Origin of the sequence: Brucella sp. NBRC 113783 (assembly GCF_040372265.1) — a bacterium.
Taxonomy (GTDB): Bacteria; Pseudomonadota; Alphaproteobacteria; order Rhizobiales; family Rhizobiaceae; genus Brucella; species Brucella teleogrylli.
On the sequence record NZ_BAABRX010000005.1, the window covers coordinates 215,301 to 237,748 of the forward strand.

Sequence of the window (22,448 nt, forward strand, 5' to 3'; positions counted from 1 at the left end):
GGTCCTATTTCAGCGGCCAGAAGAACATCAATGTCGGCACGGTTACGATCGCGATGATGATGGAAAGCGGCAGCCCAAGGCGGGAATAATCACTGAATTTGTAACCGCCCGGTCCCATGACCAGCGTGTTGCATTGATGGCCGATGGGCGTGAGGAAATCGCATCCCGCGCCGATCGCCACCGCCATCAGGAAAGCTTCAGGCCTGAAGCCAAGACCAGCGGCAAAGCTGGTTGCAATGGGTGCCATGACCAGAACCGTGGCGGCATTGTTGAGAAACGGCGTCACCATCATTGCGGCGACCAAGATCAGCGCCAGTGCACCGGCGGGTGGCAGCTGATGACCAATGGTGGCGAGGGATTCGGCGATCAGATCAGTGCCGCCTGTGGTCCTGAGTGCGTCCGATACGGGTATGAGCGCCGCGAGCATCACCAGAATAGGTCCGTCGATCTCGTCATAAACTTCGTTGAGCGGGATCACCTTAAAAAGCAGCATCGCAACCGCAGCTGCGAAAAACGCAATGGCAACCGGTACGATGCTGAAAGCGGTCGCGCCAATGGCGACAATCAGAATTGCCAGTGGTATCAGGCTCTTGCGGACATTTCCAAGCATCAGCTTGCGCCGCGCCAGAGGCAAAAGCTCGAATTCCGGCAGGAAGGTCGAAAGACTGGCCTGTCTGCCTTGCAGCACCAGCACGTCACCAAAGCGCAGGCGCACTTCGCTCAATCGTTCCGTGATGCGCTCGCCGGGACGACTGACGGCGAGGAGATTGACGTCATAGCGCGCATAAAGCTCGAGCCGTTGCGCCGAAAGATCGACAAGATGGGAATTCTTGCCGATGACGGCTTCAACCACCTCAATGTCGGTCGAGCCGCTCGTGTCTTTCGGGTCGCGATTTTCGGACAGGGTCAGCTTTCCGGCGCTGACAACCGTATCGAGCGCTTTCGGATCGCCTTCCAGCATGACGATATCGTCTTCGGCAAGGACTGTGTCGGGCAGGGGCGTGATGCGCCCTTCCTTGCGGATGATGGCTGTGACCATCGCCTCACCTTCGGCGGGACGGATCAGTTCGGATATCTGCTTGCCTACCAGTGGCGAGGATTTTGAAACACGGGCTTCGGAAGCGTAGTTCTTGATCTTGATCGCTTCGTTGAGCGAAACGTTCTCGCGGGTGCGCTGCGGCACCAGCCAGTAAAAGCACACGAGATAGACGAGGCCGACAGCGGCAAGCACAGCGCCGACCGGCGTGAAATCGAACATGGTGAAAGGCTCGCCGACCATTTCGCCGCGAATACGCGAAACGACGATATTGGGCGAGGTGCCAACTTGCGTCATCAGCCCGCCGAGCAGCGCGCCGAAGGCCATCGGCATCAGGAATGTCGAGGGCGAGACATTGGAGCGGCGGGCAAACTGAAAGGCGACAGGGATCATGATCGCCAGCGCGCCGACATTCTTCACGAAGGCGGAAAGAACCGTCACGATGGCGACCAGCACGGCCAGCTGCAATCGAACGCTGTTCATTTCGGGCAGGAACCGCTGAACGGCAAGCTGCATCAGGCCAGAGCGTGCGACGCCCGCGCTAACCACCAGCGCACTGCCGACAATGATGACGATATCGTCGCTAAACCCACTGAACGCCTGGTCATAGGGGACGACACCGACCGCGATGGCAAGCAGAAGCGCGCAAAGCGCCACGATGTCGTATCGAAACTTGCCCCAGATAAAAGCCCCCATCATGAGTACGATCACAGCGAAGGACAGTATCTGTTGATGAGTCATTCAGTACGCATTCCCAGAAATGAGAAAATTATTCCCTTTCTGTGTAACGCATAAAATTTCAAACGGAAATTGATTATTCAAGGTGATGTAAACATTGCGCATATAAGAAAAGGCGGCGTCTTGCGCTCTGGTTGCAGAGCGCAAGACTGTTTCAATCAGTCGCCGATACGGCGGCCATTCGCATCAAAAAGATGCACGTTCTGCGCTGAAGCGCCGACCTTCACGACTTCATCGATTGCATGGCCCGAGCGTCCGGCCACGCGGAAGACCAGCGGCTTGCCATCGGAAAGCGAGCCATGGATGAAGCTTTCCGCGCCAACCAGTTCAATAGCGTCAATGCGCACATCGGCGTTGAAGCCATCTGCCGGCGGTTCTCCGGCTTCGATGATTCGAATATCTTCCGGGCGCACGCCGAGCGTGAAACTGCCTGACGGGATAGTGATGGCACTGCCCGGCTGCCACAGCGTGCTTGCGCCGCCTTCCATTAGGTTCATCGACGGGGAACCAATGAAGGTTGCCACAAAGGTCGAAGCAGGCTTTTCGTAAAGCTCGATGGGCGTGCCGACCTGCTCGATATTCCCGGCATTGAGCACGACGAGGCGGTCAGCCATGGTCATGGCTTCCATCTGGTCGTGGGTCACATAAACACTGGTGGTGCCGAGCGAACGTTGCAGGCGCTTGATCTCGACGCGCATCTGAACGCGCAGTTTAGCATCGAGGTTGGAAAGCGGCTCGTCGAACAGGAATGCCGCCGGTTCGCGCACGATGGCGCGGCCCATGGCAACGCGCTGGCGCTGGCCGCCCGAAAGCTGGCGCGGCTTGCGGTCAAGAAACTGCTCGATCTCCAGCGCCTTGGCGGCCTTAGCGATCCGGCGTTCGATCTCGTCTTTCGGCGTTTTGCGGTTTCTAAGGCCATAAGCGAGGTTATCGCGCACCGACATATGCGGATAAAGCGCATAGTTCTGGAACACCATGGCGATGTCGCGTTCGGCTGGCTCGACATCGTTGACCACACGGTCGCCAATGGCAATCGTGCCGCCAGTGATGCCTTCAAGCCCTGCGATCATGCGCAATAATGTGGACTTGCCGCAGCCTGATGGGCCGACGAGAACGACGAATTCGCCATCCTGAATATCCAGTGAAACGCCTTTGATGACTTCAATGCCGGCACCATAGCTCTTGCGGACATTATCAAGAACGATTTTGCTCATTATTTTTCCGTTTCCACGAGACCTTTGACGAACCAGCGCTGCATCAGCACGACAACGAGGATCGGCGGGATGATGGCCAGAATTGCCGTTACCATGACATAGTTCCATGGGGTGGATGCGTCGGCCCAATCGACCATGCGGCGCAGGCCGATGATGATCGTGTTCATTTTCGCATCATTGGTAACGAGCAGGGGCCACAGATACTGGGTCCATCCGTAAATGAAGAGAATGACGAAAAGCGCTGCGATATTCGTCTTCGACAGCGGCAGGAGAATGTCGCGCATGAAGCGGAACGGTCCTGCATTGTCGATGCGCGCGGCTTCGACCAGTTCTCCCGGAATGGTCAGGAAGAACTGCCGGAACAGGAAGGTCGCCGTCGCCGATGCCATCAGGGGCAGTGTAAGCCCTGCATAGGTATCGATCAGGCCAAGATCGACGATGACCTTGTAGGTGGGCAGGATGCGCACTTCGACCGGCAGCATCAGCGTCACAAAAATCATCCAGAAAAAGAACATGCGCAGCGGAAAGCGGAAGAAGACAATCGCAAAGGCCGACATGAACGAGATGATGATCTTGCCGATGGCAATCGCCATCGCCACGACGAACGAGTTCCACAAGAGCCGTTCAAGGCTGACACCGACAACGCGCTCCACGCCGCCGAATATGGCTTCGTTATAGTTCTCGATGAGATTATCGCCGGGCAGGAGCGAGATAGGCGGGCGGATGATTTCCGACGAGCTCATCGTCGAGGCGATGAAGGTGTAATAAATCGGAAAGGCGACGATGATGATCCCGATGATCAGGATCAGGTGGCCGATCAGATTGGAGATTGGGCGTTTTTCGATCATGGCCGCCTCGCTCACGAATAATGCACGCGCTTCTCAACGAAGCGGAACTGGAAGGCAGTCAGGGCGATGACGATGGCCATCAGGATGACCGATTGGGCCGACGACGAGCCGAGGTTCAGATTGACGAAGCCATCATTGTAAACCTTGTAGACTAGCGTTTCCGTGGCCTTGGCAGGACCGCCGCCGGTGACGGCATGGATGATGCCGAATGTATCGAAGAAGGCATAGGTCGTGTTGACTACCAGCAGGAAGAACGAAGTCGGTGCCAGCAGTGGAAACACGATGGTCCAGAAGCGCCGCGCGCCGCGCGCGCCATCGATTGCCGCTGCTTCGATTAAGGACTTAGGAATTGCCTGCAAGCCTGCAACAAAGAACAGGAAATTGTAGGAAATCTGTTTCCACGCCGCCGCGAAAACAACGAGGCCCATAGCCTGATTGCCATCCAGAAGCGGGTCCCATGCGATGCCGTTGCGGCGCAGTATATAGGCGAGTGTACCCATCGCCGGGCTGAACATGAACAGCCACAGCATGCCAGCGACCGCAGGTGCCACGGCATAGGGCCAGATCAGCAATGTGCGATAAAAGGTCTTGCCGCGTATGACGCGGTCGGCTGCGGTCGCCAGCAACAAGGCTGCGCCCATGGCCACAAAAGCCGTCAGGACGTTGAAGACAATCGTGACCCTGAAGGAATGCAGATAGTTCGGGTCCGAGAGAACCGCGCTGAAATTTGCCAGCCCTACGAAGGTGGATTTCAGGCCGAACGCGTCTTCACGCATGAAGGACTGATAAATGGCCTGACTGGCGGGCCAGAAGAAGAACACCAGCGTCAGCGCGATTTGCGGCGCCAGCAGGAAATAGGGCAAGATCTTATTGGGGAATGTGACTTTCTGCACGGCGATTTCCTTGCAGGAAACAAAGCCGCCCACTCGATTAAGAGCAGGCGGCATTGCTTGATTTAAAACTTATTGTGCGGCTGCGATCGCATCGTTTCCACGCTTGACAGCGTTTTCTAGCGCGGTCTTCGCGTCCTGCTTGCCGCCGAGCATGGCTTCGAACTCTTCGTTCAGGATATCGCGCACCTGCGGCAGATTGACGAGGCGCACGCCCTTGGAGTTCTCGGTCGGGGCCTTGCCCATCATCTGCAGGATCGGCGTTTCGCGCCCCGGATTCTTTTCATAGAAATCCGACTTCTTGGTTTCTTCGTAAGCCGCCAGCGTCACCGGCAGATAGCCGGACTTCTCGTGCAGCTTGACCTGAATCTTGGTCTGCGACAGGAAGTTGAAGAACTGCGCAATGCCCTTGTACTGGTCGTCGCTGAGGCCAGCGAAAACCCAGAGAGCCGCACCGCCGGGAATGGTGTTCTGAGGCCCATGACCTTCATAATAGGGCAGCTGGCCGATACCGTAATTGGTGCCGGATTTGACCACATCGCCGAGACCACCGGACGATTCCGTCAGCATGGCGCATTCGCCCGAGGTGAAGAGCTGCTTTGCTTCCGAGGTGCGACCGCCATAGCGGAAAGTGCCATCCTTGGCGAGATCGGCAATCGACTGGAAATGCTGGATGTAAAGCGGGGAATTGATTTCCAGCTTCACATCGGTGCCGCCGAGGCCGTTTTCGTTGGTGCCATAGGGCACGTTGTTCCAGGCTGCGAAGTTTTCGGTCTGGATCCAGGTCAGCCAGGTCGAGGTGAAACCGCAAGCCGCAGCGCCGCTCGTCTTGATCTTTTTGGCGGCTTCAAACACTTCCGGCCAGGTCTTTGGCGGGTTGTTCTCATCCAGACCAGCCTTCTTGAAGGCATCCTTGTTGTAATAGAGGATTGGCGACGAGGAATTATACGGGAAGGACAGCATGGTGCCGTCCGGCTTGGAGTAATAAGCGACGATACCCGGCAGATATTGCGACTTGTCGAACTTGAAGCCGCCCTTTTCCAGCACTTCCGCTGCCGGAACCACGGCACCCTCTGCACCCATCATCACGCCACTGCCAGCGTCGAAGACCTGAAGAATTGCCGGCGGCTGCTTGGAACGGAACGCGGCAATGCCAGCGTTCAACGTTTCCGGATAGCTGCCTTTATAGACCGGAACAACCTTGTAATCGCTCTGGCTTTCGTTGAACTCCTTGGTGAGTTCGTTGATCATTTCGTTGTTGGCGCCGGTCATGCCGTGCCACCAGGACAACTCGGTCTGGGCAAATGCCTGCGAACCGATGCAAAGAGCAAGCGCGCCTGTAAGCGCAGAGGTCGAGATCAGACGGGTAAGCATGTTTCCTCCTCGGAGTTGAGGTTGCGTGAATATCAGGAACAGCGAAGCCTGCTCGCGATAACTCCGGAACCTGCATTATCGTTATTACGCTTATATGAATGCAATTTTTAGGGAAGGATCAACCTTCGATTTCACCTATGTCAGAGTAAACCCGAAAATAGTAGCTATCGAAAAGAAAAAAATCGAAAGCCCCGCGAAAAATTGTGAGTGGCTGTGGATTAACTGCGGAGGTTTTATGACGTTACAGGAGACGGGTGTTGCTGTCTTGAGCAAAAAATATAGGAGGCCCGGAATGCCTCCTCGATACTTTGTCTGGATTCGCAGAATTGTTTCGGTCTTATTGGCCCCAGCTGCGCTCCAGCACGTCAATCCAGTTTCCATGGGCCAGTTTGACGAGGGATGCATCGTCATAACCATGTGCCCGGAAGGTTTGGATCACACGCTGAAGGTCGGCGACGCTATGCAGGCTGTTCGAGATCGTCGTGCCGTCGAAGTCCGAACCAAGCGCGATGTGATCGATGCCGATGCGGTTGACGATATAGTCGGCATGGCGCACCAGCTCGTTCAGATCGGTATTCGGGTCGCGTTTGCCATCTTCGCGCAGAAAGCCGACGCCGAAATTCAGGCCGACAAGACCACCGGTATCGCGAATGGCGTCAAGCTGCCGGTCGGTGAGATTGCGGCTTTGCTGGCAAAGCGCATGGGCATTGGAGTGCGACGCAACCAGCGGTGCATCGGATAGAGCGGCAATATCCCAGAAGCCTTTTTCATTCATATGGGAAAGATCGACCATGACCTTCAGTTCATTGCAGGCGCGGATCAGCGCCTTGCCGTGATCGGTCAGGCCCGCCCCGATATCGGGCGATGATGGAAAACGGAAGGGAATGCCATGGGCAAAAATATTGGGGCGGCTCCAGACAGGGCCGAGCGTTCGGAGGCCGGCTGCGTGCAGCACATAAAGCGCATCGAGGCTTTCATCGAAAGCTTCCACCCCTTCAATGTGAAAAACGGAAGCAAAGATGCCCTTGGCAAAAGCGTCGCGAATGTCCGCAGCCGTCCGGCAGATGCGGACCTGCCCTTCCGACTTGCGTTCGATGTTCTGCAGAATGGACGCCATGCCCAGCGTCGCCTTCATGGCATCGGGCTGGCTTGGCGTTGGCAGATTGCCGTCGGCGTCAAGCTCACGGGCAGGAGACGGAACATAGACCGCGCATAGTCCACCGCCGAGGCCCCCCTTGCGGGCGCGGGGCAGGTCGATATGCCCGACATCTTCGCCTTCCAGGAAGCGCTTTTCAGGCGTAGGCTTGTTGGAAGACCACAGGCGCAGCAGAACATCATTGTGCCCATCGAATACCGGAATCAATTGTTCTGTCGCCATGTTGGGAGTTTTCCTTCACGCTGATCATTCAGTTCAATGGCGTAGTGGACCCGCTGAGGGCAAATTGCAAACGAGTTTTCTGCGCCATGTGTCTCACACCGTACAGTGAGGCGGTCTTGCGTGGACAAGAGAATCCCATTTATCTGCGGTCGGCTACGATCCCATGCTATGGTGCTGCGATGTTTCTTGAGACAGTGAACATTCGGCATCCGGGATTGTGGAACAGCTCGGCGGCGGGGGAATTGCGCATGCAGGGAGCGTTGAAATGCAAGAGCTGTCTGACGGAGATTTTATGCCAATGCATGCGGACTGGAACGCTGCCTCACAGGCTGCGAAGGTCTATTCGAGAAGCTGGGCGAAGGATGAGCCCGGCGGTGTGATTATCGGTTTTGATCTGGACGGGGTCAAATTCGCTTATGCGGGCGGGCTGGAAAGCCTCGCAACGGGGGTTCCCTTTACGGCCAATACGGTCGTGCGCTACGCGTCCATCACCAAGCATTTGTTCTGCGCCATGGTTCTGAGCCATAGCGATGTCATAAGCCTCGATGATCGTCTCGGTGACCATCTGCCGGAACTGCAAAGCCCGCTGGCGGATGTGAGCGTGGGCCGTGCGCTGGATATGACCGGCGGCCTGCCTGATACGCGCGAATGCCTGACACTGCTTGGTCTTTCCGTCTACACGCAGACTGAAGCAAACCAGCTTCTGGATTTTATAGCATCGCTGACGCGGCTCAATTTTGAAGCAGGCAGCGAAATTTCCTATTCCAATACCGGCTATCGGCTGGTGGAAGCCGCGCTGGAACGCAAAGGCTTAAGCTTTCGCGATTTCATAAAGGCCAAAGTTGCGGCACCGCTTGGCCTTTCAATTGATGCGCCCGATCTGTGGAACGATCCGATCAAGGGATTGGCGCCGGGTTACTTTCAGGCGGGCGACAAGTGGCAATTGAGCGCTGCTGGCTTGCATCTTTCCGCTTCGGGTTGTCTGGTCGGCAGCGGCATGGCCTTGACGATCTGGGCGCAAGCGCTTCTGGAAGGCGAGGGTGCTTACAGGGGATTGCTCGCAAAACTCTCTGCGGAACGCACCCTGTCGAACGGACGTCCGACCGGCTATGGTCTGGGCCTGCGCTGGAACGGCGTGGACGGACGGGCATTTGTCGGCCATGGCGGTTCGCATCCCGGTTACAAGAGCTATTTTCTGCTCGATCCGCTTGCGAAAAGCGGCATGGTTGTTGTGTCCAACCGGGAAGACGCCGACACTTATAGGATCGCGCGCGATTGTATGGCCGCCCTCTATAGTTTGCAGCTGCCCGATACCGATTGCACGATCCCGGACGGATTGTACGTTGCCGAAACCGGGTCGCTATGGCTCGAAATGCGCAATGGCGTCGCCAATTGCCTTGATGCCCAAGAAACGCTCTACAGCGTTGGTGATGGCTGGTTCTCGTCCCTTTCTGCGTCGTCGCCGGTCAAGCTGCGCTGGACGGGTGACGTGCTGGAAGGTGAAATCGGCTATGCCCCGTGTCGCCTGAATCCGGCATCGGTGTCGCCTGCCGGAAGAGAACTGGATGGCCACTGGCAGGCATCGGCTTATGGCGCCAGTTTCGATATCAGGGACGGGCATGTCATTTGGGGAATCGGTCCCACACGCCGCGCCATACCGCTGGAAGACATGGGCAATGGACGGGCGCTCTTCACGCTGCAAGACGGCCCGTGGACGCGGCGCGTCTGTCTGCACCAGCTCGACGGTAATCGTCTCGAACTGGTTTTGAGCCGCAGCCGCATCATGGAATATCGCCGCTGACAACGCGGTATTGTTATCGACGGCGCGGCGGAAGGGCGACCTTACCGCCGCGTCTTGCATTATGATAACCTCTTTCGAATTGATTCAGTTGTGAATGGAGTAAGCGATGCTGGAACGGATGATCGATCAAGGCGTGGGCCGCGAGCCTGCCGATATCGTGCTGAAGGGTGGCCGCTTCTTCGATCTTGTCACCGGCGAGCTGGTGGAAAGCGATATTGCAATCTGCGGGGATCGCATTGTCGGCACGTTCGGGACCTATTCCGGCAAGCAGGAAATCGACATTTCGGGGCGCATCGTCGTGCCGGGCTTTATCGATACGCATCTGCACATCGAATCCTCGCACATCACGCCGCATGAATTCGATCGCTGCGTACTGCCGCAAGGCGTGACGACGGTGATCTGCGATCCGCATGAAATCGCCAATGTTCTGGGCGCGGAGGGCATTAAGTTCTTCCTCGACAGCGCGCTGGAAACCGTGATGGATATCCGCGTTCAGCTGTCAAGCTGCGTGCCTGCCACCCATATGGAAACGGCGGGTGCGGAACTGCTGATCGGCGATCTTCTGCCCTTCGCGGATCATCCAAAGGTGATCGGTCTGGCCGAGTTCATGAATTTTCCGGGTGTTCTGGCCAAAGACCCCGAATGCATGGCCAAACTCAACGCATTTCAGGGGCGACACATCGACGGTCATGCACCACTGCTGCGCGGCAAGGACCTGAACGGCTACATTTCCGTCGGCATTCGTACCGAACATGAGGCGACAAGTGCCGAAGAAGCGCTGGAGAAGATGCGCAAGGGCATGCATGTTCTGGTCCGCGAAGGTTCGGTTTCCAAGGACCTCAAGGCGCTGATGCCGATCATCACCGAGCGCCACGCGCAGTTTCTGGCGCTTTGCACCGACGACCGCAATCCGCTCGATATCGCTGATCAGGGCCATCTCGATTATCTGATCCGCACCGCTATTGCGGGCGGCGTGTCGCCTTTGGCCATCTATCGTGCGGCCAGTGTTTCGGCGGCCCGTGCATTTGGCCTGTTTGACCGGGGGCTGGTAGCGCCGGGGCAGCGCGCCGATCTCGTGATCGTGGACAGTCTGGAAGGTTGTCATGCCGCGATCGTCCTCTCGGCAGGACGTGTGGTTTCGGAAGAGCTTTTTGCCCAGCGCAAGACAATCGCCGAAGTGGGGCGCAACAGCGTGAAGGCGCAGCGTGTCAGTGCTGCCAATTTCCGTTCGCATTCCAACAGCGGCAAGACGCGCGCCATTGGCATCATTCCCGGCAAGATCATCACCGAAAGCCTCGAATTCGAGCTGAAAGTCGGATCGAAGGGTGTTGAACCCGATCTCGAACAGGATGTTGTGAAAATCGCGGTGGTTGAGCGCCACGGCAAGAATGGCAATATCGCCACCGGTTTTGTGCATGGTTTCGGGTTGAAAGCGGGAGCCATTGCTTCAACTGTCAGCCATGACAGCCACAATATTTGTGCCGTCGGCACATCGGACGAGGATATTGCGGTCGCCGCCAACCGGCTTGGCGAGATCGAAGGCGGTTTCGTGGTGGTTCGCGATGGCAAGGTGCTGGCCGAACTACCTTTGCCCATCGCCGGACTGATGAGCGACCAGCCTTATGAGGTGGTGCGGGAGGAATTGCGCAAGCTGCGCCATGCTGCCGAAGAACTGGGCTCGGTTCTGGAAGAACCATTCCTGCAACTGGCCTTTGTCGCACTGCCGGTTATCCCACATCTGAAAATCACGGATCGCGGTCTGGTGGACGTGGACAAGTTCGAATTTGTCGGCAACTGAGCGCTAGCTCAGTTTGCTGGCAGCGCTGAATCTGTTCGAAAGGAAACCCACAAAAGCAAAAATCCCGGACGAAGCCGGGATTTTGATCGTTGCCTTGCTGGAAACTGGAGCGGGCGAAGGGATTCGAACCCTCGACCCCAACCTTGGCAAGGTTGTGCTCTACCCCTGAGCTACACCCGCTCGCGCCAGTTTCGACCTGAAAACGTTTCCGAAGGAAGTCGTTTCCATCAGGCAGGCGCTATATGGACTAAGGCATTTCGGAATGCAACAGGGAAATTACAATAAAATGTCGTTTTCCGGAGATTGTCCAAAGTTCGGTTCGGGTGGTTACAGCCGTGCATGCCATGGTCTATAAACCTGAACGGAACAATTTGAATATTGAATGGAAATGGGTGGAATCATGGCTTTGTCGCCGAAGGAGCTTCTCGACTATCTGCAAAATCTCGGTATCGAGGTGACGACCGTGGAACACCCGCCTTTGTTCACGGTTGCGGATTCTCAAGGCTTGCGTGGCGAAATTCCCGGCGGACACACCAAAAACCTGTTCCTGAAGGACAAGAAGGACAATTTCTTTCTCGTGACCGTGGAGGAAGATGCCGTGGTCGATCTGAAGTCGATCCATCAGGTGATCGGTGCGGCAAGCCGCGTTTCGTTTGGCAAACCGGAAAAGCTGCTGGAATATCTGGGTGTCATTCCGGGATCGGTGACAGTGTTCGGCGCGATCAACGACCGCGACCACAATGTTCAGGTCGTCATCGATGCGGATCTGATGAAATATGATGTCATCAACGGACACCCGCTGACCAACGAAGCCACCACCTCGATCCGGCGCGAAGACCTCATCGCCTTCCTGAAATCGACCGGTCACGAACCACGTATCCTTGCAGTATCAGAAGGTGCGAAGGCAGACGCAACGGTATAGACTACGCGTCTTGAAATCCGCCGGAACAGATACAAATTGACAAGCACGAACTGAAAAGATCGACACCGGCCTTGATGCGGGGTGCATGAACAGGGCCGGAAGATATGAGGAATATTCCATGACCAGCCAGAACAATCCTTACGCCAATACGGGCGGCCAGATGACGGCAAATGTTTCTTTCGGTTCGGCGCCGGCACCCGTGGGCGGGGCGGATCTGATCAAGGATACGACGACTGCGGCATTTCAGACCGATGTGCTGGCCGAATCGCGCCAGCAGCCGGTTCTGGTCGATTTTTGGGCTCCGTGGTGCGGGCCCTGCAAGCAGCTGACGCCGGTTATCGAAAAGGCCGTCAAGGAAGCGGGCGGCGTGGTCAAGCTCGTCAAGATGAACATCGACGATCACCCGTCCATTCCGGGCCAGCTTGGCATCCAGTCCATCCCGGCGGTTATCGCCTTCGTCAACGGCCAGCCGGTTGATGGCTTCATGGGTGCACTGCCGGAATCGAAGGTGAAGGAATTCATCGCCAAGATCGGCGGGCCAAGCGATCAGGAAAGCGCGATTGCCGAGGCGGTAACAGCCGGGCAGGAACTGCTTGAATCCGGCGATTACGTTCAGGCTGGTGAGATTTTCAGTTCCATTCTTCAAGCCGCACCCGACAATGTCGATGCGATTGTCGGTCTGGCGTCTTGCGTTCTGGAATCGGGCGATGCCGAACAGGCACGCGAAATTCTGGCCGCCATTCCTGCCGATAAGCAGAATGCCGTATCGGTGCGCGCGCTCGAAGCCAAGCTGGCGCTTGCCGATCAGGTCAAGCTGATTGGTGACCCGGTTGAATTGGAAAAGCGTCTTCAGGCTGATCCGCAGGACTATCAGGCGCGTTTCGATCTGGCGCAGGTGCGCAATGCGCAGGGCCGTCGCGACGATGCCGCCAACGAACTGCTGGCCATCATGAAGGCCGACCGCAGCTGGAACGAGGATGGCGCGCGTAAGCAACTGCTCCAGTTCTTCGAAGCATGGGGCAATACGGACCCGGCGACGCTTTCGGCCCGCCGGAAGCTGTCTTCGCTGCTGTTTTCGTAGGCGATAAAAGCGGCGGGAAATCTGACTGTCAGGATGCTGCGCGCGTGGATTGCGCGAAGCATCCCAAAGGAGGTTGCAATGCAAGTGGGTAATGCCCGCTACAGAACGGGTTCCGACATTCCGGACCTGGTTCCGATATTTCCGCTGAAAGGTGCCCTGCTTTTGCCCGGCGGCCAACTGCCGCTGAACATATTCGAGCCGCGTTATCTGGCGATGGTGGAAAACGCGCTTGCCGGAAAGCGGATCATCGGCATGATCCAGCCGCAAATCGATGACGACGACGACGAGGGCGTCAATGAACTGGACGAAAGCCTTCGTCCGCCGCTGAGCAGCATTGGGTGTCTCGGTCGCATAACGACCTATGCGGAGACCGGCGACGGACGGCTTCTGATCACGCTTCAGGGCATTTGCCGTTTCCGTATCAAGGAGGAGGTCAATTGCCGCCAGCCTTATCGCCAGTGCCGGATCATGCCGTTTCTGGCCGATCTGGAAGAGGCGCGCGACACGGCTGATATCGACCGTGAAGCGCTGCTTCGTGCCTTCCGCGACTATCTGGAAGCGCATAATCTGGAAGCCGACTGGGAAAGCATCTCCCGCGCCGGAAATGAAACGCTCGTCAATGCGCTGTCGATCATGTCGCCCTTTGGGCCTGCCGAAAAGCAGGCATTGCTGGAGGCGCCCGACCTCAAGACGCGTGCTGCGACGCTGATCGCCATTACGGAAATGGTGCTGGCGAGAGTGAAAGACGACGATTACGGATCGCGCCTGCAATGATCCGGAGGATATGAAATGGTGAATGATAAAACTGAAACCGGCAGCATCGATGTGCGCCTTCTGGAACTGCTTGTCTGTCCGCTGACCAAAGGCGCGCTGGAATATGACGCGGAGCACAGCGAACTGATTTCGCGCAAGGCAAAGCTTGCCTATCCGGTGCGCGGCGGCATACCCATCATGCTGCCATCCGAAGCGCGGACGCTTGTGGACTGAGTGTCAGCATAGGTTATTTAATTTCTGCACAAGCCTCGATCTTTTTCATAAGTTTCATGCCTGCTGATTGTTGCCTGCCACGCAACAGGGCTCTATAACCCTCCCGGAACTTTGAAAAACAATTTCGGAAGACGCCCGGTTTTTCGTAATTGTGCATTGAAAAACAGAGGCTTGGCATTATGGCAACCAGAAAACTTCTTCTCCTGCCCGGCGATGGCATCGGTCCCGAAGCCATGGCGGAAGTCCGCAAGATCATCGCTTACCTCAATTCGGACCTTAAGCTCGGCTTTGAAACCGAAGAAGGTCTGGTTGGCGGCTGCGCTTACGACGCGCACGGTCAGGCGATTTCGGATGCCGATATGGAGAAGGCGCTGGCAGCCGATGCCACGCTGTTTGGCGCTGTTGGCGGCCCGAAGTGGGATAGCGTGCCTTATGAAGTGCGCCCGGAAGCCGGTCTTCTGCGCCTGCGCAAGGACATGCAGCTTTACGCAAACTTGCGTCCGGCCATTTGCTATCCGGCGCTCGCACATTCCTCTTCGCTGAAGCCGGAAGTGATCGAAGGCCTCGACATTCTTATCCTGCGCGAATTGACCGGCGGCGTTTACTTCGGCGAGCCGAAGGAAATCATCGACCTCGGCAACGGCCAGAAGCGCGGGATCGACACGCAGGTTTATGACACCTACGAAATCGAGCGCATCACCGATGTGGCTTTTGAGCTGGCGCGCACGCGCCGCAACAAGGTCACCTCGATGGAAAAGCGCAATGTGATGAAGTCGGGCGTGCTCTGGAATCAGGTCGTCACCGCGCGTCACAAGGAAAAGCATTCCGACGTGGAACTGGAACACATGCTGGCCGACGCTGGCGGCATGCAGCTCGTCCGCTGGCCGAAGCAGTTCGACGTCATCGTGACCGACAATCTGTTCGGTGACATGCTGTCGGACGTCGCTGCCATGCTGACCGGTTCGCTCGGCATGTTGCCGTCGGCTTCGCTTGGCGCAGTCGATGCCAAGACCGGCAAGCGCAAGGCGCTTTACGAGCCGGTCCATGGCTCCGCACCGGATATCGCTGGCAAGGGCATTGCAAACCCGATCGCCATGATCGCGTCGCTGGCCATGTGCCTGCGTTATTCGTTCAATCTGGTTGCCGAAGCCAACCGTCTGGAAGCAGCGATTGCCGGTGTTCTGGACGATGGCATCCGCACGGCGGACATCTGGTCGGAAGGCACAACCAAGGTTGGCACCACCGAAATGGGTGATGCGATCCTCGCCAAATTCAAGGCGCTTTCGGCTTAATCACCCGCTGAAGAATTGCGAAATTGGAAAGCCCGCCGGATAGTTCCGGCGGGCTTTTTCTTATTGAAATAAACGCCCGATTTGAGGCTGTAATTTCTGCATAGACGGATAAGAATGCGTGTCATGTTGTTCACGCTTCCAAACCAAGACAAACTTTACGACGCGCTGTTGGCCCGCGATGCCTCTTATGAGGGCAGGGCCTACGTCGGTGTCGTTTCCACCGGCATTTTTTGCCGCCTGACTTGCCCGGCGCGCAAGCCGCGCCGGGAAAACTGCCGTTTTTTCGCTTCGGTTGCCGAATGCATGGCGGATGGTTTTCGCGCCTGCAAAAGGTGCCATCCGTTGCAGCCTGCAGCCGAAGCGGAGCCTTCCATCAAGAGATTGCTCGATGCTCTGGAAGCCGATCCCGAACGGCGATGGAGCGAAGATGATGTCGCGCGCATGGGGCTTGATCTCTCCACCGTGCGGCGCAGCTTCCGGCGACATTTCGGCATGACATTTCTGGAAATGGCGCGGCAGGAACGTTTGCGTCACGGCTTTCAGGCATTGGCTGACGGAGGCCGGGTCATCGACGCGCAGATCGATGCGGGCTTTGAATCGCCGGAGGCGTTCCGCAGCGCCTTTGGCCGTATTCTTGGTCTTCCTCCCGCAAAACTGCGCGGCGACGGTCTGTTGCGCGCCGATTGGATCAAGTCGCCGCTCGGAACGATGATTGCCATTTGCGATGCGAAAAACCTGCATCTGCTGGAATTTGCCGACCGCAAGGCGCTCTCTTCCGAGTTGAAGAAACTCTATGCGACTTCTCGTGGAGATATCGGTATTGGTCGCTTCAACACGCATGATCTGGTCGAGCGGCAGCTGAATGCTTTCTTTGCAGGCAAGTCGCCGACCTTCGATCTGCCCATGGTCTTGCATGGCAGCGCGTTCACGCAGTCCGTGTGGCGGGAACTTCAGACGATTGGGGCAGGGGAAACACGCAGCTATAGCGAGTTGGCGCAAGCAATCGACAAGCCGCTTGCGGTGAGGGCTGTTGCGCGGGCCAATGGTGCCAATCAGATTGCCATCATCATACCGTGTCATCGCGTGATCGGCGCCGACGGATCATTGACCGGCTATGGCGGCGGTCTCTGGCGCAAGCAGAAACTGATTGAGATCGAAGCGCAATATCGCTGAAAATTCGTTGGGTGTACGCAAAAACGCCGCCCTTTCGGGGCGGCGTTTCGCATTGTCGTTATTGCCGGATTAGTCGAGCTTGTGCAGATCGACGCCCTTGGTTTCCTTCACGAAGATCATGCCGATCACGAAGGTGATGGAGGCGATGACGATCGGATACCAGAGGCCATAGTAGATGTCGCCCTTGGCCGCGCTGAGTGCGAACACGCCAGCCGGAAGCAGACCACCGAACCAGCCATTGCCGATATGGTAAGGCAGCGACATGCCGGTGTAGCGGATGCGGGTCGGGAACATTTCCACCAGGATTGCAGCGATTGGGCCATAAACCATCGTCACATAGATGACGAGGATGGTCAGGATCGCAATCGTCATGACCCAGTTCACCTTGGCAGGGTCTGCCACCATCTTGAATGCGCCTGCATTCGGAATGGTGTAGACGGCCTGATCGGTGCTGACGCCGAGACCTTCGGCTTCAGTCTGGGTCAGGAGCTTCTGCTTGACCAGATCGGCAGCAGGAACCATCGCCTTATCGCCACCGCGGACAGCATCAGCACTCAGCTGGAGTTCCGGATTGGCGGCCAGGAAGGCGTCAAGCTTGCTGTCCGGCACCTTGGCAGGATCGCGGACCAGTGGGAAGCCTGCCTTCTGGAGAGCCAGGTTCACGCCATGAGCGAGTTCAGCCTGCTTGCCGGCAGCACCTGCACCAGCCTGAACGGCATCAAAGGACGTAATCGTCGCGTCGCCGATGGTGACGGTTGCAGGCGTTCCAGCCGCAGCGGTCTGCACGACTTCGTAAGGCACCGAGCTCTTGGCGAGGAAGCTGGTCGCAACATCGCAGGAGCTGGTAAACTTGGACGTGCCGGTGGCGTTGAACTGGAAGTTACAATCGCCAGGGGCCGCGGTGACGGTTGCCTTGATGGTCTGCTCAGCCTGCGCCAGCGCCGGATTTGCGGCATTGGTCAGCGCCTTGAACAGCGGGAAGTAGGTTACAGCCGCCAGAAGCAGGCCCGCCATGATGATCGGCTTACGGCCGATCTTGTCCGACAGCCAGCCGAAGAAGACGAAGCCGCCGGTGCCGAGCAGCAGGGCGATAGCAACCATGATATTGGCCGACTGATTTTCCACCTTCAAAACGTTCTGAAGGAAGAACAATGCGTAGAACTGGCCGCAATACCAGACCACGGCCTGACCGGCGGTGAGGCCGAACAATGCGATAAGCGCGATCTTGGCATTTTTCCACTGGCCGAAAGCTTCGGATAGCGGAGCCTTCGAGGTCTTGCCTTCTTCCTTCATGCGCTTGAACGCAGGCGACTCGCTCATCTGCATGCGGATCCAGACGGAAATACCGAGCAGGAGAACCGAGACGAGGAACGGAATACGCCAGCCCCAGGCGGCAAAGGCTTCCTTGCTCATCATAGTCTGGATGCCGAGGATCACCAGCAACGACAGGAACAGGCCAAGCGTTGCAGTGGTCTGAATCCACGAGGTGAAGAAACCGCGACGGTTATTCGGCGCATGTTCTGCGACATAGGTTGCCGCGCCACCATATTCGCCACCGAGTGCGAGACCCTGAAGCATGCGCAGCACGATCAGGATGATGGGCGCCAGAATGCCGAGCGTTGCCGAACCAGGCAGAAGACCGACCAAAAAGGTCGATGCGCCCATGATGACGATGGTGACGAGAAAGGTGTATTTGCGTCCGACGAGATCGCCAAGGCGACCGAAGACGAGCGCACCGAACGGACGCACCAGAAAGCCCGCCGCAAAAGCCAGCAGGACGAAGATGTTGCGCGTTGCTTCGGGATATTCGTTGAAGAAGGCTGCGCCGATAAAGGAAGCGAGCGTTCCGTAAAGGTAAAAGTCGTACCATTCGAAGACGGTACCAAGCGACGATGCAAAGATGACTTTGCGTTCTTCGCCCGTCATTTTCTGCGTGCCGACATCGGCACTTGACGAGACTGCCATTAATCTGTCCTCCCAAACAGAGCCCTTAAAGGGCAATGCAAGACTGGGGTTCATTCGACGTACAAATGTAACCAGTCCGATGCGCCGCCTTGTATCCCAACAAGTGAGGCGCACTCCTCACCAAATTATGATGAACCTAAAAAGGAGATTCGGGCAGTAGTCTTTAGTATGAGACAAAATCGACAGCTTGACGCCCGCCGGTTTTGCTTGCGGTGCAAAAAAATACAGGGCGGAAGCGGTGGAGAATTGACTCCATTCATAAAGCGCGTAAAAGCAATGCCGAACGAAGGAGAACTCGCGTGCAACGCGTTAACGTAGCGTCAGTTTCGTCTGGAACTGCCGGCATGAATGCCGGAGCAGTACGCATGCCTTCGATTACCAAAAAACTCACGGCCATCACTAAAACGACCACGAAAACGGTCTGATTCCCTTGGCCTGCTCGCCCTCTCCCCGGGTCTGGCCCGGGGACGGAAAACCCGCGTGGCCTGCGGGGTTCCGGATCTGGAAGCGGAGAGGGACAGGAGACGAAAAATGGGTTTCAAGGTAGCAGTAGTCGGCGCCACCGGTAATGTCGGGCGCGAAATGCTCAATATTCTAGAAGAACGCGGTTTTCCAGCCGATGAAGTTGTGGCGCTCGCATCGCGTCGCAGCCAGGGCACGGAAGTATCTTACGGCGACAAGACGCTGAAGGTTCGCGCGCTCGACACTTACGATTTTTCCGACACGGACATTTGCCTGATGTCTGCTGGCGGCAATATTTCGAAGGAATGGTCGCCGAAGATCGGCAAGCAGGGCTGCGTCGTCATCGATAATTCGTCGGCCTGGCGTTACGACATGGACGTGCCGCTGATCGTGCCGGAAGTAAACCCGGATGCCATCACGGGCTTCACCAAGAAGAACATTATTGCCAACCCGAACTGCTCGACTGCGCAGCTCGTTGTTGCGCTGAAGCCGCTGCATGACGCTGCCAAGATCAAGCGCGTCGTCGTTTCGACCTACCAGTCGGTTTCCGGCGCGGGCAAGGAAGGTATGGACGAGCTGTTCGAACAGTCGCGCGCTGTGTTCGTTGCTGACCCGGTCACGGCGAAGAAGTTCACCAAGCGCATTGCGTTCAACGTGATCCCGCACATCGATGTCTTCATGGAAGACGGTTACACCAAGGAAGAATGGAAGATGGTGGCCGAAACCAAGAAGATGCTCGATCCGAAGATCAAGCTGACGGCAACCGCAGTGCGCGTTCCTGTCTTCATCGGTCATTCGGAAGCGGTGAATATCGAGTTCGAAAACCCGCTTTCGCCGGAAGAAGCCCGCGAAATCCTGCGCGAAGCGCCGGGTTGCCAGGTTATCGACAAGCGCGAAGACGGCGGCTACATCACGCCATATGAATCTGCTGGTGAAGACGCGACTTATATCAGCCGTATCCGTGAAGACATTACTGTCGAAAACGGTCTGGCCATGTGGGTCGTCTCGGACAATCTGCGCAAGGGCGCAGCGCTCAATACGATCCAGATTGCAGAACTGTTGGTCGCTCGCGGCCTGATCAAGCCAAAGGCGCTTGCTGCCTGATAGAGCTTGTTATGTAGTGAAATGCAAAAGCGCCGGGAAACCGGCGCTTTTATTTTGCGGCGAATATCTAGCGTTCCACGCTGTCGGCAAGATTGCCGCGAATGTCGAGCAGGCGGGAGCGCAAATCCTTCAGCTCATCGACGGGGTGACCGAGCGCACAGAGAATTTGATCCGGTACAGATTCAGCCGCTTCCCGTAACATAAGTCCTTCGTCCGTAAGTGTGATGCGCACTTGCCGTTCGTCCTGTGGATCGCGGCGGCGCGTGATGCGTCCTGCCGTTTCAAGCCGTTTCAGGAGTGGCGTCAGCGTCCCTGAATCGAGATGGAGCTTCGCGCCGATTTCGGAAACGGTCTGGTCGTCCTTTTCCCACAGCACCAGCATCACCAGGAACTGCGGATAGGTCAGGTCCAGTTTGCTCAAGATCGGCTGGTATGCGCGCGTCAGCGCATTTGCGGTCGAATAAATCGCAAAGCAGAGCATGTTTGAAAGTTTGAGAAAAGAGTCCTGTGTCATGCGCCAATTCCTTCGAGCGCTGTTCCAGCGCATATCCTTCATACCATAAATCATGCGCAATTGCATTGTGCATCACTTAATTGTGAGAAATGATTTTGCAAAATTAGATTGCGCACAATTTAATTTTCGATAGCTTGTCTTCGGAGACAAATTATCACCGAAGGAGAAATCGAATGGCTATTCTCTACACCACCCAGTCCACAGCAACCGGCGGACGCACGGGCAGCGCCAAGACCGCAGATGGTCGTCTTAGCGTCGTTCTCGACACGCCGAAGGAACTCGGTGGTCAGGGCGGCGAGGGCACCAATCCCGAGCAGCTTTTTGCGTCCGGCTATGCGGCCTGCTTCCTTGGCGCGCTGAAGTTTGTTGCTTCGAAGGAAAAGGTTGCCATTGCTGCCGACAGCACTGTGACAGCAACCGTTGGCATCGGCCCGCGCGAAGACGGCACCGGCTTCGGTCTCGATGTTGCGCTTGAAGTGGCGCTTCCGGGTGTCGAGAAGGCAAAGGCGCAGGAGCTGGTCAATGCGGCTCACATTGTTTGCCCTTATTCGCATGCCACGCGCGGTAATATCGACGTGCGCTTGAGCGTCGCCTGACCCAAACAAAAAGGCGCCCGATCAGGGCGCCTTTTTGAATTGATATTCGGCAGAAATTATTCTGCCTGGGCTTCGATGGCTTCCATGTCGTCATCCGACAGGCCAAAGTGATGGCCGATCTCATGGATAAGCACATGGGTGACGATATCGCCCAGCGTCTCCTGATTTTCAGACCAGTAATCCAGAATGGCGCGACGATAGAGCGTGATGCGGTTGGGACCATCGCCGGTCTGCAGGCTGAAACGCTCGCCAATGCCGCGACCTTCAAAAAGGCCGAGCAGGTCGAATGGCGTGTCCAGCCCCATATCCTCGATGATCTGGTCTTCAGGAAAATCGGCGATCTGGATGATGATGTCGCCGCACAACGCACGAAACTCCTGCGGCAGATGCGCAAGAGCTTCAATCGCGATGGATTCAACTTCGTCCAGCGAGGGCGAGAAACGTCCCGCCCAGTCGCCGCTTTGATCTTCTCGGGCCATTCCAGCCAATCGTGTCCTGTTCAATTGCTCAGGCCACAGGGCTTAAAGGCCGCGTAAATTGCATTGTGTGTCATCAGGCCCAGGGACGCAGTTCGGCGCGCTTGGCTTCGAACGTGTCGATGCTCTTTGCCTTTTCCATGGTCAGGCCGATATCGTCCAGACCGTTGAGCAGGCAGTGGCGCTTGAAGTCGTCGAGATCGAAGGAAATCGTGCCGCCGTCAGGGCCATGAATTTCCTTTGCTTCGAGATCGACGGTGAGGGTGGCATTGGCACCGCGCGAGGCGTCGTCCATCAGCTTGTCGAGATCTTCCTGGCTGACCTTGATCGGCAGAATGCCGTTCTTGAAGCAGTTATTATAGAAGATGTCGGCAAACGAGGTCGAAATCACGCAACGGATACCAAAATCGAGCAGAGCCCAAGGGGCGTGCTCGCGCGAGGAGCCGCAGCCGAAATTATCGCCTGCAACCAGGATCTGGGCATTGCGATAGCCGGGCTTGTTCAGCACGAAATCAGGGTTTTCGGAACCGTCTTCATTAAAGCGCATTTCCGCAAACAGTCCCTTGCTCAGGCCCGTGCGCTTGATCGTCTTCAGGTAATCCTTCGGAATGATCATATCCGTGTCGATGTTGACGATCGGCAGGGGAGCGGCGACGCCGGTGAGCTTGGTGAACTTATCCATGTCCTGAACCTGTCGGTTGGGTATTTGCTATATTGCGAACTGGTTTACATCAGCATTGCCGAGAGTCAACGTTTCAGGCCCAAACTGCCCAATAGGTCGCAACCTGCGGCGAATTTA

20 protein-coding genes and 1 tRNA gene are annotated in these 22,448 nt (G+C 56.8%); 10 read left to right on the forward strand and 11 right to left on the reverse strand.

Features of this window, described 5'->3' with window-relative positions:
* Nucleotides 1–4: 4 nt before the first annotated feature.
* The 6 genes from ABWW11_RS17095 to ABWW11_RS17120 all read right to left on the reverse strand — a co-directional run bounded on the left by ABWW11_RS17095 (nt 5) and on the right by ABWW11_RS17120 (nt 7,478).
* Nucleotides 5–1,777, reverse strand: a complete 1,773-nt coding sequence (locus ABWW11_RS17095; protein ID WP_109367277.1) for an SLC13 family permease — start codon at nt 1,775–1,777, stop codon at nt 5–7.
* A gap of 155 nt (nt 1,778–1,932) precedes the next feature.
* Nucleotides 1,933–2,988, reverse strand: coding sequence for a sn-glycerol-3-phosphate import ATP-binding protein UgpC (locus tag ABWW11_RS17100; protein ID WP_109367278.1), 1,056 nt, complete (start codon nt 2,986–2,988; stop codon nt 1,933–1,935).
* Nucleotides 2,988–3,836, reverse strand: a complete 849-nt coding sequence (gene ugpE, locus ABWW11_RS17105; RefSeq protein ID WP_121538360.1) for a sn-glycerol-3-phosphate ABC transporter permease UgpE — start codon at nt 3,834–3,836, stop codon at nt 2,988–2,990. The genes ABWW11_RS17100 and ugpE overlap by 1 nt, the downstream gene beginning before the upstream one ends.
* Before the next feature lie 11 nt (nt 3,837–3,847).
* Nucleotides 3,848–4,729 carry a sn-glycerol-3-phosphate ABC transporter permease UgpA gene (gene ugpA / locus ABWW11_RS17110; RefSeq protein WP_319080906.1) on the reverse strand — a complete coding sequence of 294 codons (882 nt, stop codon included), beginning with the start codon at nt 4,727–4,729 and terminating at the stop codon, nt 3,848–3,850.
* 69 nt (nt 4,730–4,798) lie between these two features.
* Complete coding sequence (ugpB, locus tag ABWW11_RS17115; protein WP_167836081.1) at nt 4,799–6,100, reverse strand: sn-glycerol-3-phosphate ABC transporter substrate-binding protein UgpB; 1,302 nt, start codon at nt 6,098–6,100, stop codon at nt 4,799–4,801.
* A gap of 337 nt (nt 6,101–6,437) precedes the next feature.
* Entirely contained in the window at nt 6,438–7,478 is a 1,041-nt protein-coding gene (locus ABWW11_RS17120) for a dipeptidase (protein ID WP_109367279.1), read from the reverse strand.
* A gap of 292 nt (nt 7,479–7,770) precedes the next feature.
* Between ABWW11_RS17120 and ABWW11_RS17125 the strand changes: the two genes are divergently transcribed.
* Together ABWW11_RS17125 and ade are read left to right on the forward strand one after the other, a co-directional pair.
* Entirely contained in the window at nt 7,771–9,279 is a 1,509-nt protein-coding gene (locus ABWW11_RS17125) for a serine hydrolase domain-containing protein (RefSeq protein ID WP_109367280.1), read from the forward strand.
* A gap of 106 nt (nt 9,280–9,385) precedes the next feature.
* Nucleotides 9,386–11,077, forward strand: a complete 1,692-nt coding sequence (ade, locus tag ABWW11_RS17130; protein ID WP_109367281.1) for an adenine deaminase — start codon at nt 9,386–9,388, stop codon at nt 11,075–11,077.
* A gap of 105 nt (nt 11,078–11,182) precedes the next feature.
* On the opposite strand, the gene ABWW11_RS17135 is transcribed toward ade, so the two are convergent.
* Nucleotides 11,183–11,257: transfer RNA gene (locus tag ABWW11_RS17135), tRNA-Gly, on the reverse strand.
* A gap of 220 nt (nt 11,258–11,477) precedes the next feature.
* On the opposite strand from ABWW11_RS17135, the gene ABWW11_RS17140 reads away from it, so the two are divergent.
* The 6 genes from ABWW11_RS17140 to ABWW11_RS17165 all read left to right on the forward strand — a co-directional run bounded on the left by ABWW11_RS17140 (nt 11,478) and on the right by ABWW11_RS17165 (nt 16,532).
* Nucleotides 11,478–11,999 (forward strand): prolyl-tRNA synthetase associated domain-containing protein, encoded by a 522-nt coding sequence (locus ABWW11_RS17140; protein WP_109367976.1) that lies wholly within the window; start codon nt 11,478–11,480, stop codon nt 11,997–11,999.
* 118 nt (nt 12,000–12,117) lie between these two features.
* A complete protein-coding gene (trxA, locus tag ABWW11_RS17145) occupies nt 12,118–13,080 on the forward strand; it encodes a thioredoxin (RefSeq protein WP_109367282.1) in 963 nt (320 codons plus the stop codon).
* Between the two features lie 78 nt (nt 13,081–13,158).
* Nucleotides 13,159–13,854: an LON peptidase substrate-binding domain-containing protein gene (locus tag ABWW11_RS17150; protein WP_109367977.1), complete on the forward strand. Its 696-nt coding sequence runs from the start codon at nt 13,159–13,161 to the stop codon at nt 13,852–13,854.
* 18 nt (nt 13,855–13,872) lie between these two features.
* The gene (locus ABWW11_RS17155) at nt 13,873–14,067 is read left to right on the forward strand and encodes a Trm112 family protein (RefSeq protein ID WP_109367978.1); all 195 of its coding nucleotides are present in this window, start codon (nt 13,873–13,875) and stop codon (nt 14,065–14,067) included.
* 179 nt (nt 14,068–14,246) lie between these two features.
* Entirely contained in the window at nt 14,247–15,359 is a 1,113-nt protein-coding gene (gene leuB, locus ABWW11_RS17160) for a 3-isopropylmalate dehydrogenase (protein WP_319080548.1), read from the forward strand.
* A gap of 123 nt (nt 15,360–15,482) precedes the next feature.
* The gene (locus ABWW11_RS17165; RefSeq protein WP_109367979.1) at nt 15,483–16,532 is read left to right on the forward strand and encodes a bifunctional transcriptional activator/DNA repair enzyme AdaA; all 1,050 of its coding nucleotides are present in this window, start codon (nt 15,483–15,485) and stop codon (nt 16,530–16,532) included.
* 69 nt (nt 16,533–16,601) lie between these two features.
* Here ABWW11_RS17165 and ABWW11_RS17170 read toward each other — a convergent pair whose 3' ends face one another.
* Nucleotides 16,602–18,497 carry an MFS transporter gene (locus ABWW11_RS17170; protein ID WP_109367283.1) on the reverse strand — a complete coding sequence of 632 codons (1,896 nt, stop codon included), beginning with the start codon at nt 18,495–18,497 and terminating at the stop codon, nt 16,602–16,604.
* Between the two features lie 531 nt (nt 18,498–19,028).
* Between ABWW11_RS17170 and ABWW11_RS17175 the strand changes: the two genes are divergently transcribed.
* Entirely contained in the window at nt 19,029–20,063 is a 1,035-nt protein-coding gene (locus tag ABWW11_RS17175; protein ID WP_109367284.1) for an aspartate-semialdehyde dehydrogenase, read from the forward strand.
* Between the two features lie 67 nt (nt 20,064–20,130).
* Here the strand turns inward: ABWW11_RS17175 and ohrR are convergent, their stop codons facing one another.
* Nucleotides 20,131–20,577 carry a transcriptional regulator OhrR gene (gene ohrR, locus ABWW11_RS17180; RefSeq protein WP_109367980.1) on the reverse strand — a complete coding sequence of 149 codons (447 nt, stop codon included), beginning with the start codon at nt 20,575–20,577 and terminating at the stop codon, nt 20,131–20,133.
* Nucleotides 20,578–20,750: 173 nt separating this feature from the next.
* Here ohrR and ABWW11_RS17185 point away from each other — a divergent pair, with 173 nt between their 5' ends.
* A complete protein-coding gene (locus tag ABWW11_RS17185; protein WP_109367285.1) occupies nt 20,751–21,173 on the forward strand; it encodes an organic hydroperoxide resistance protein in 423 nt (140 codons plus the stop codon).
* Between the two features lie 56 nt (nt 21,174–21,229).
* Here ABWW11_RS17185 and ABWW11_RS17190 read toward each other — a convergent pair whose 3' ends face one another.
* Both ABWW11_RS17190 and leuD read right to left on the reverse strand, forming a co-directional pair.
* On the reverse strand, nt 21,230–21,652 hold the full coding sequence (locus tag ABWW11_RS17190; protein ID WP_109367286.1) for a metallopeptidase family protein: 423 nt from the start codon (nt 21,650–21,652) through the stop codon (nt 21,230–21,232).
* A 73-nt stretch (nt 21,653–21,725) separates the two neighbouring features.
* Nucleotides 21,726–22,331 (reverse strand): 3-isopropylmalate dehydratase small subunit, encoded by a 606-nt coding sequence (gene leuD / locus ABWW11_RS17195; RefSeq protein ID WP_109367287.1) that lies wholly within the window; start codon nt 22,329–22,331, stop codon nt 21,726–21,728.
* Nucleotides 22,332–22,448: the final 117 nt, after the last annotated feature.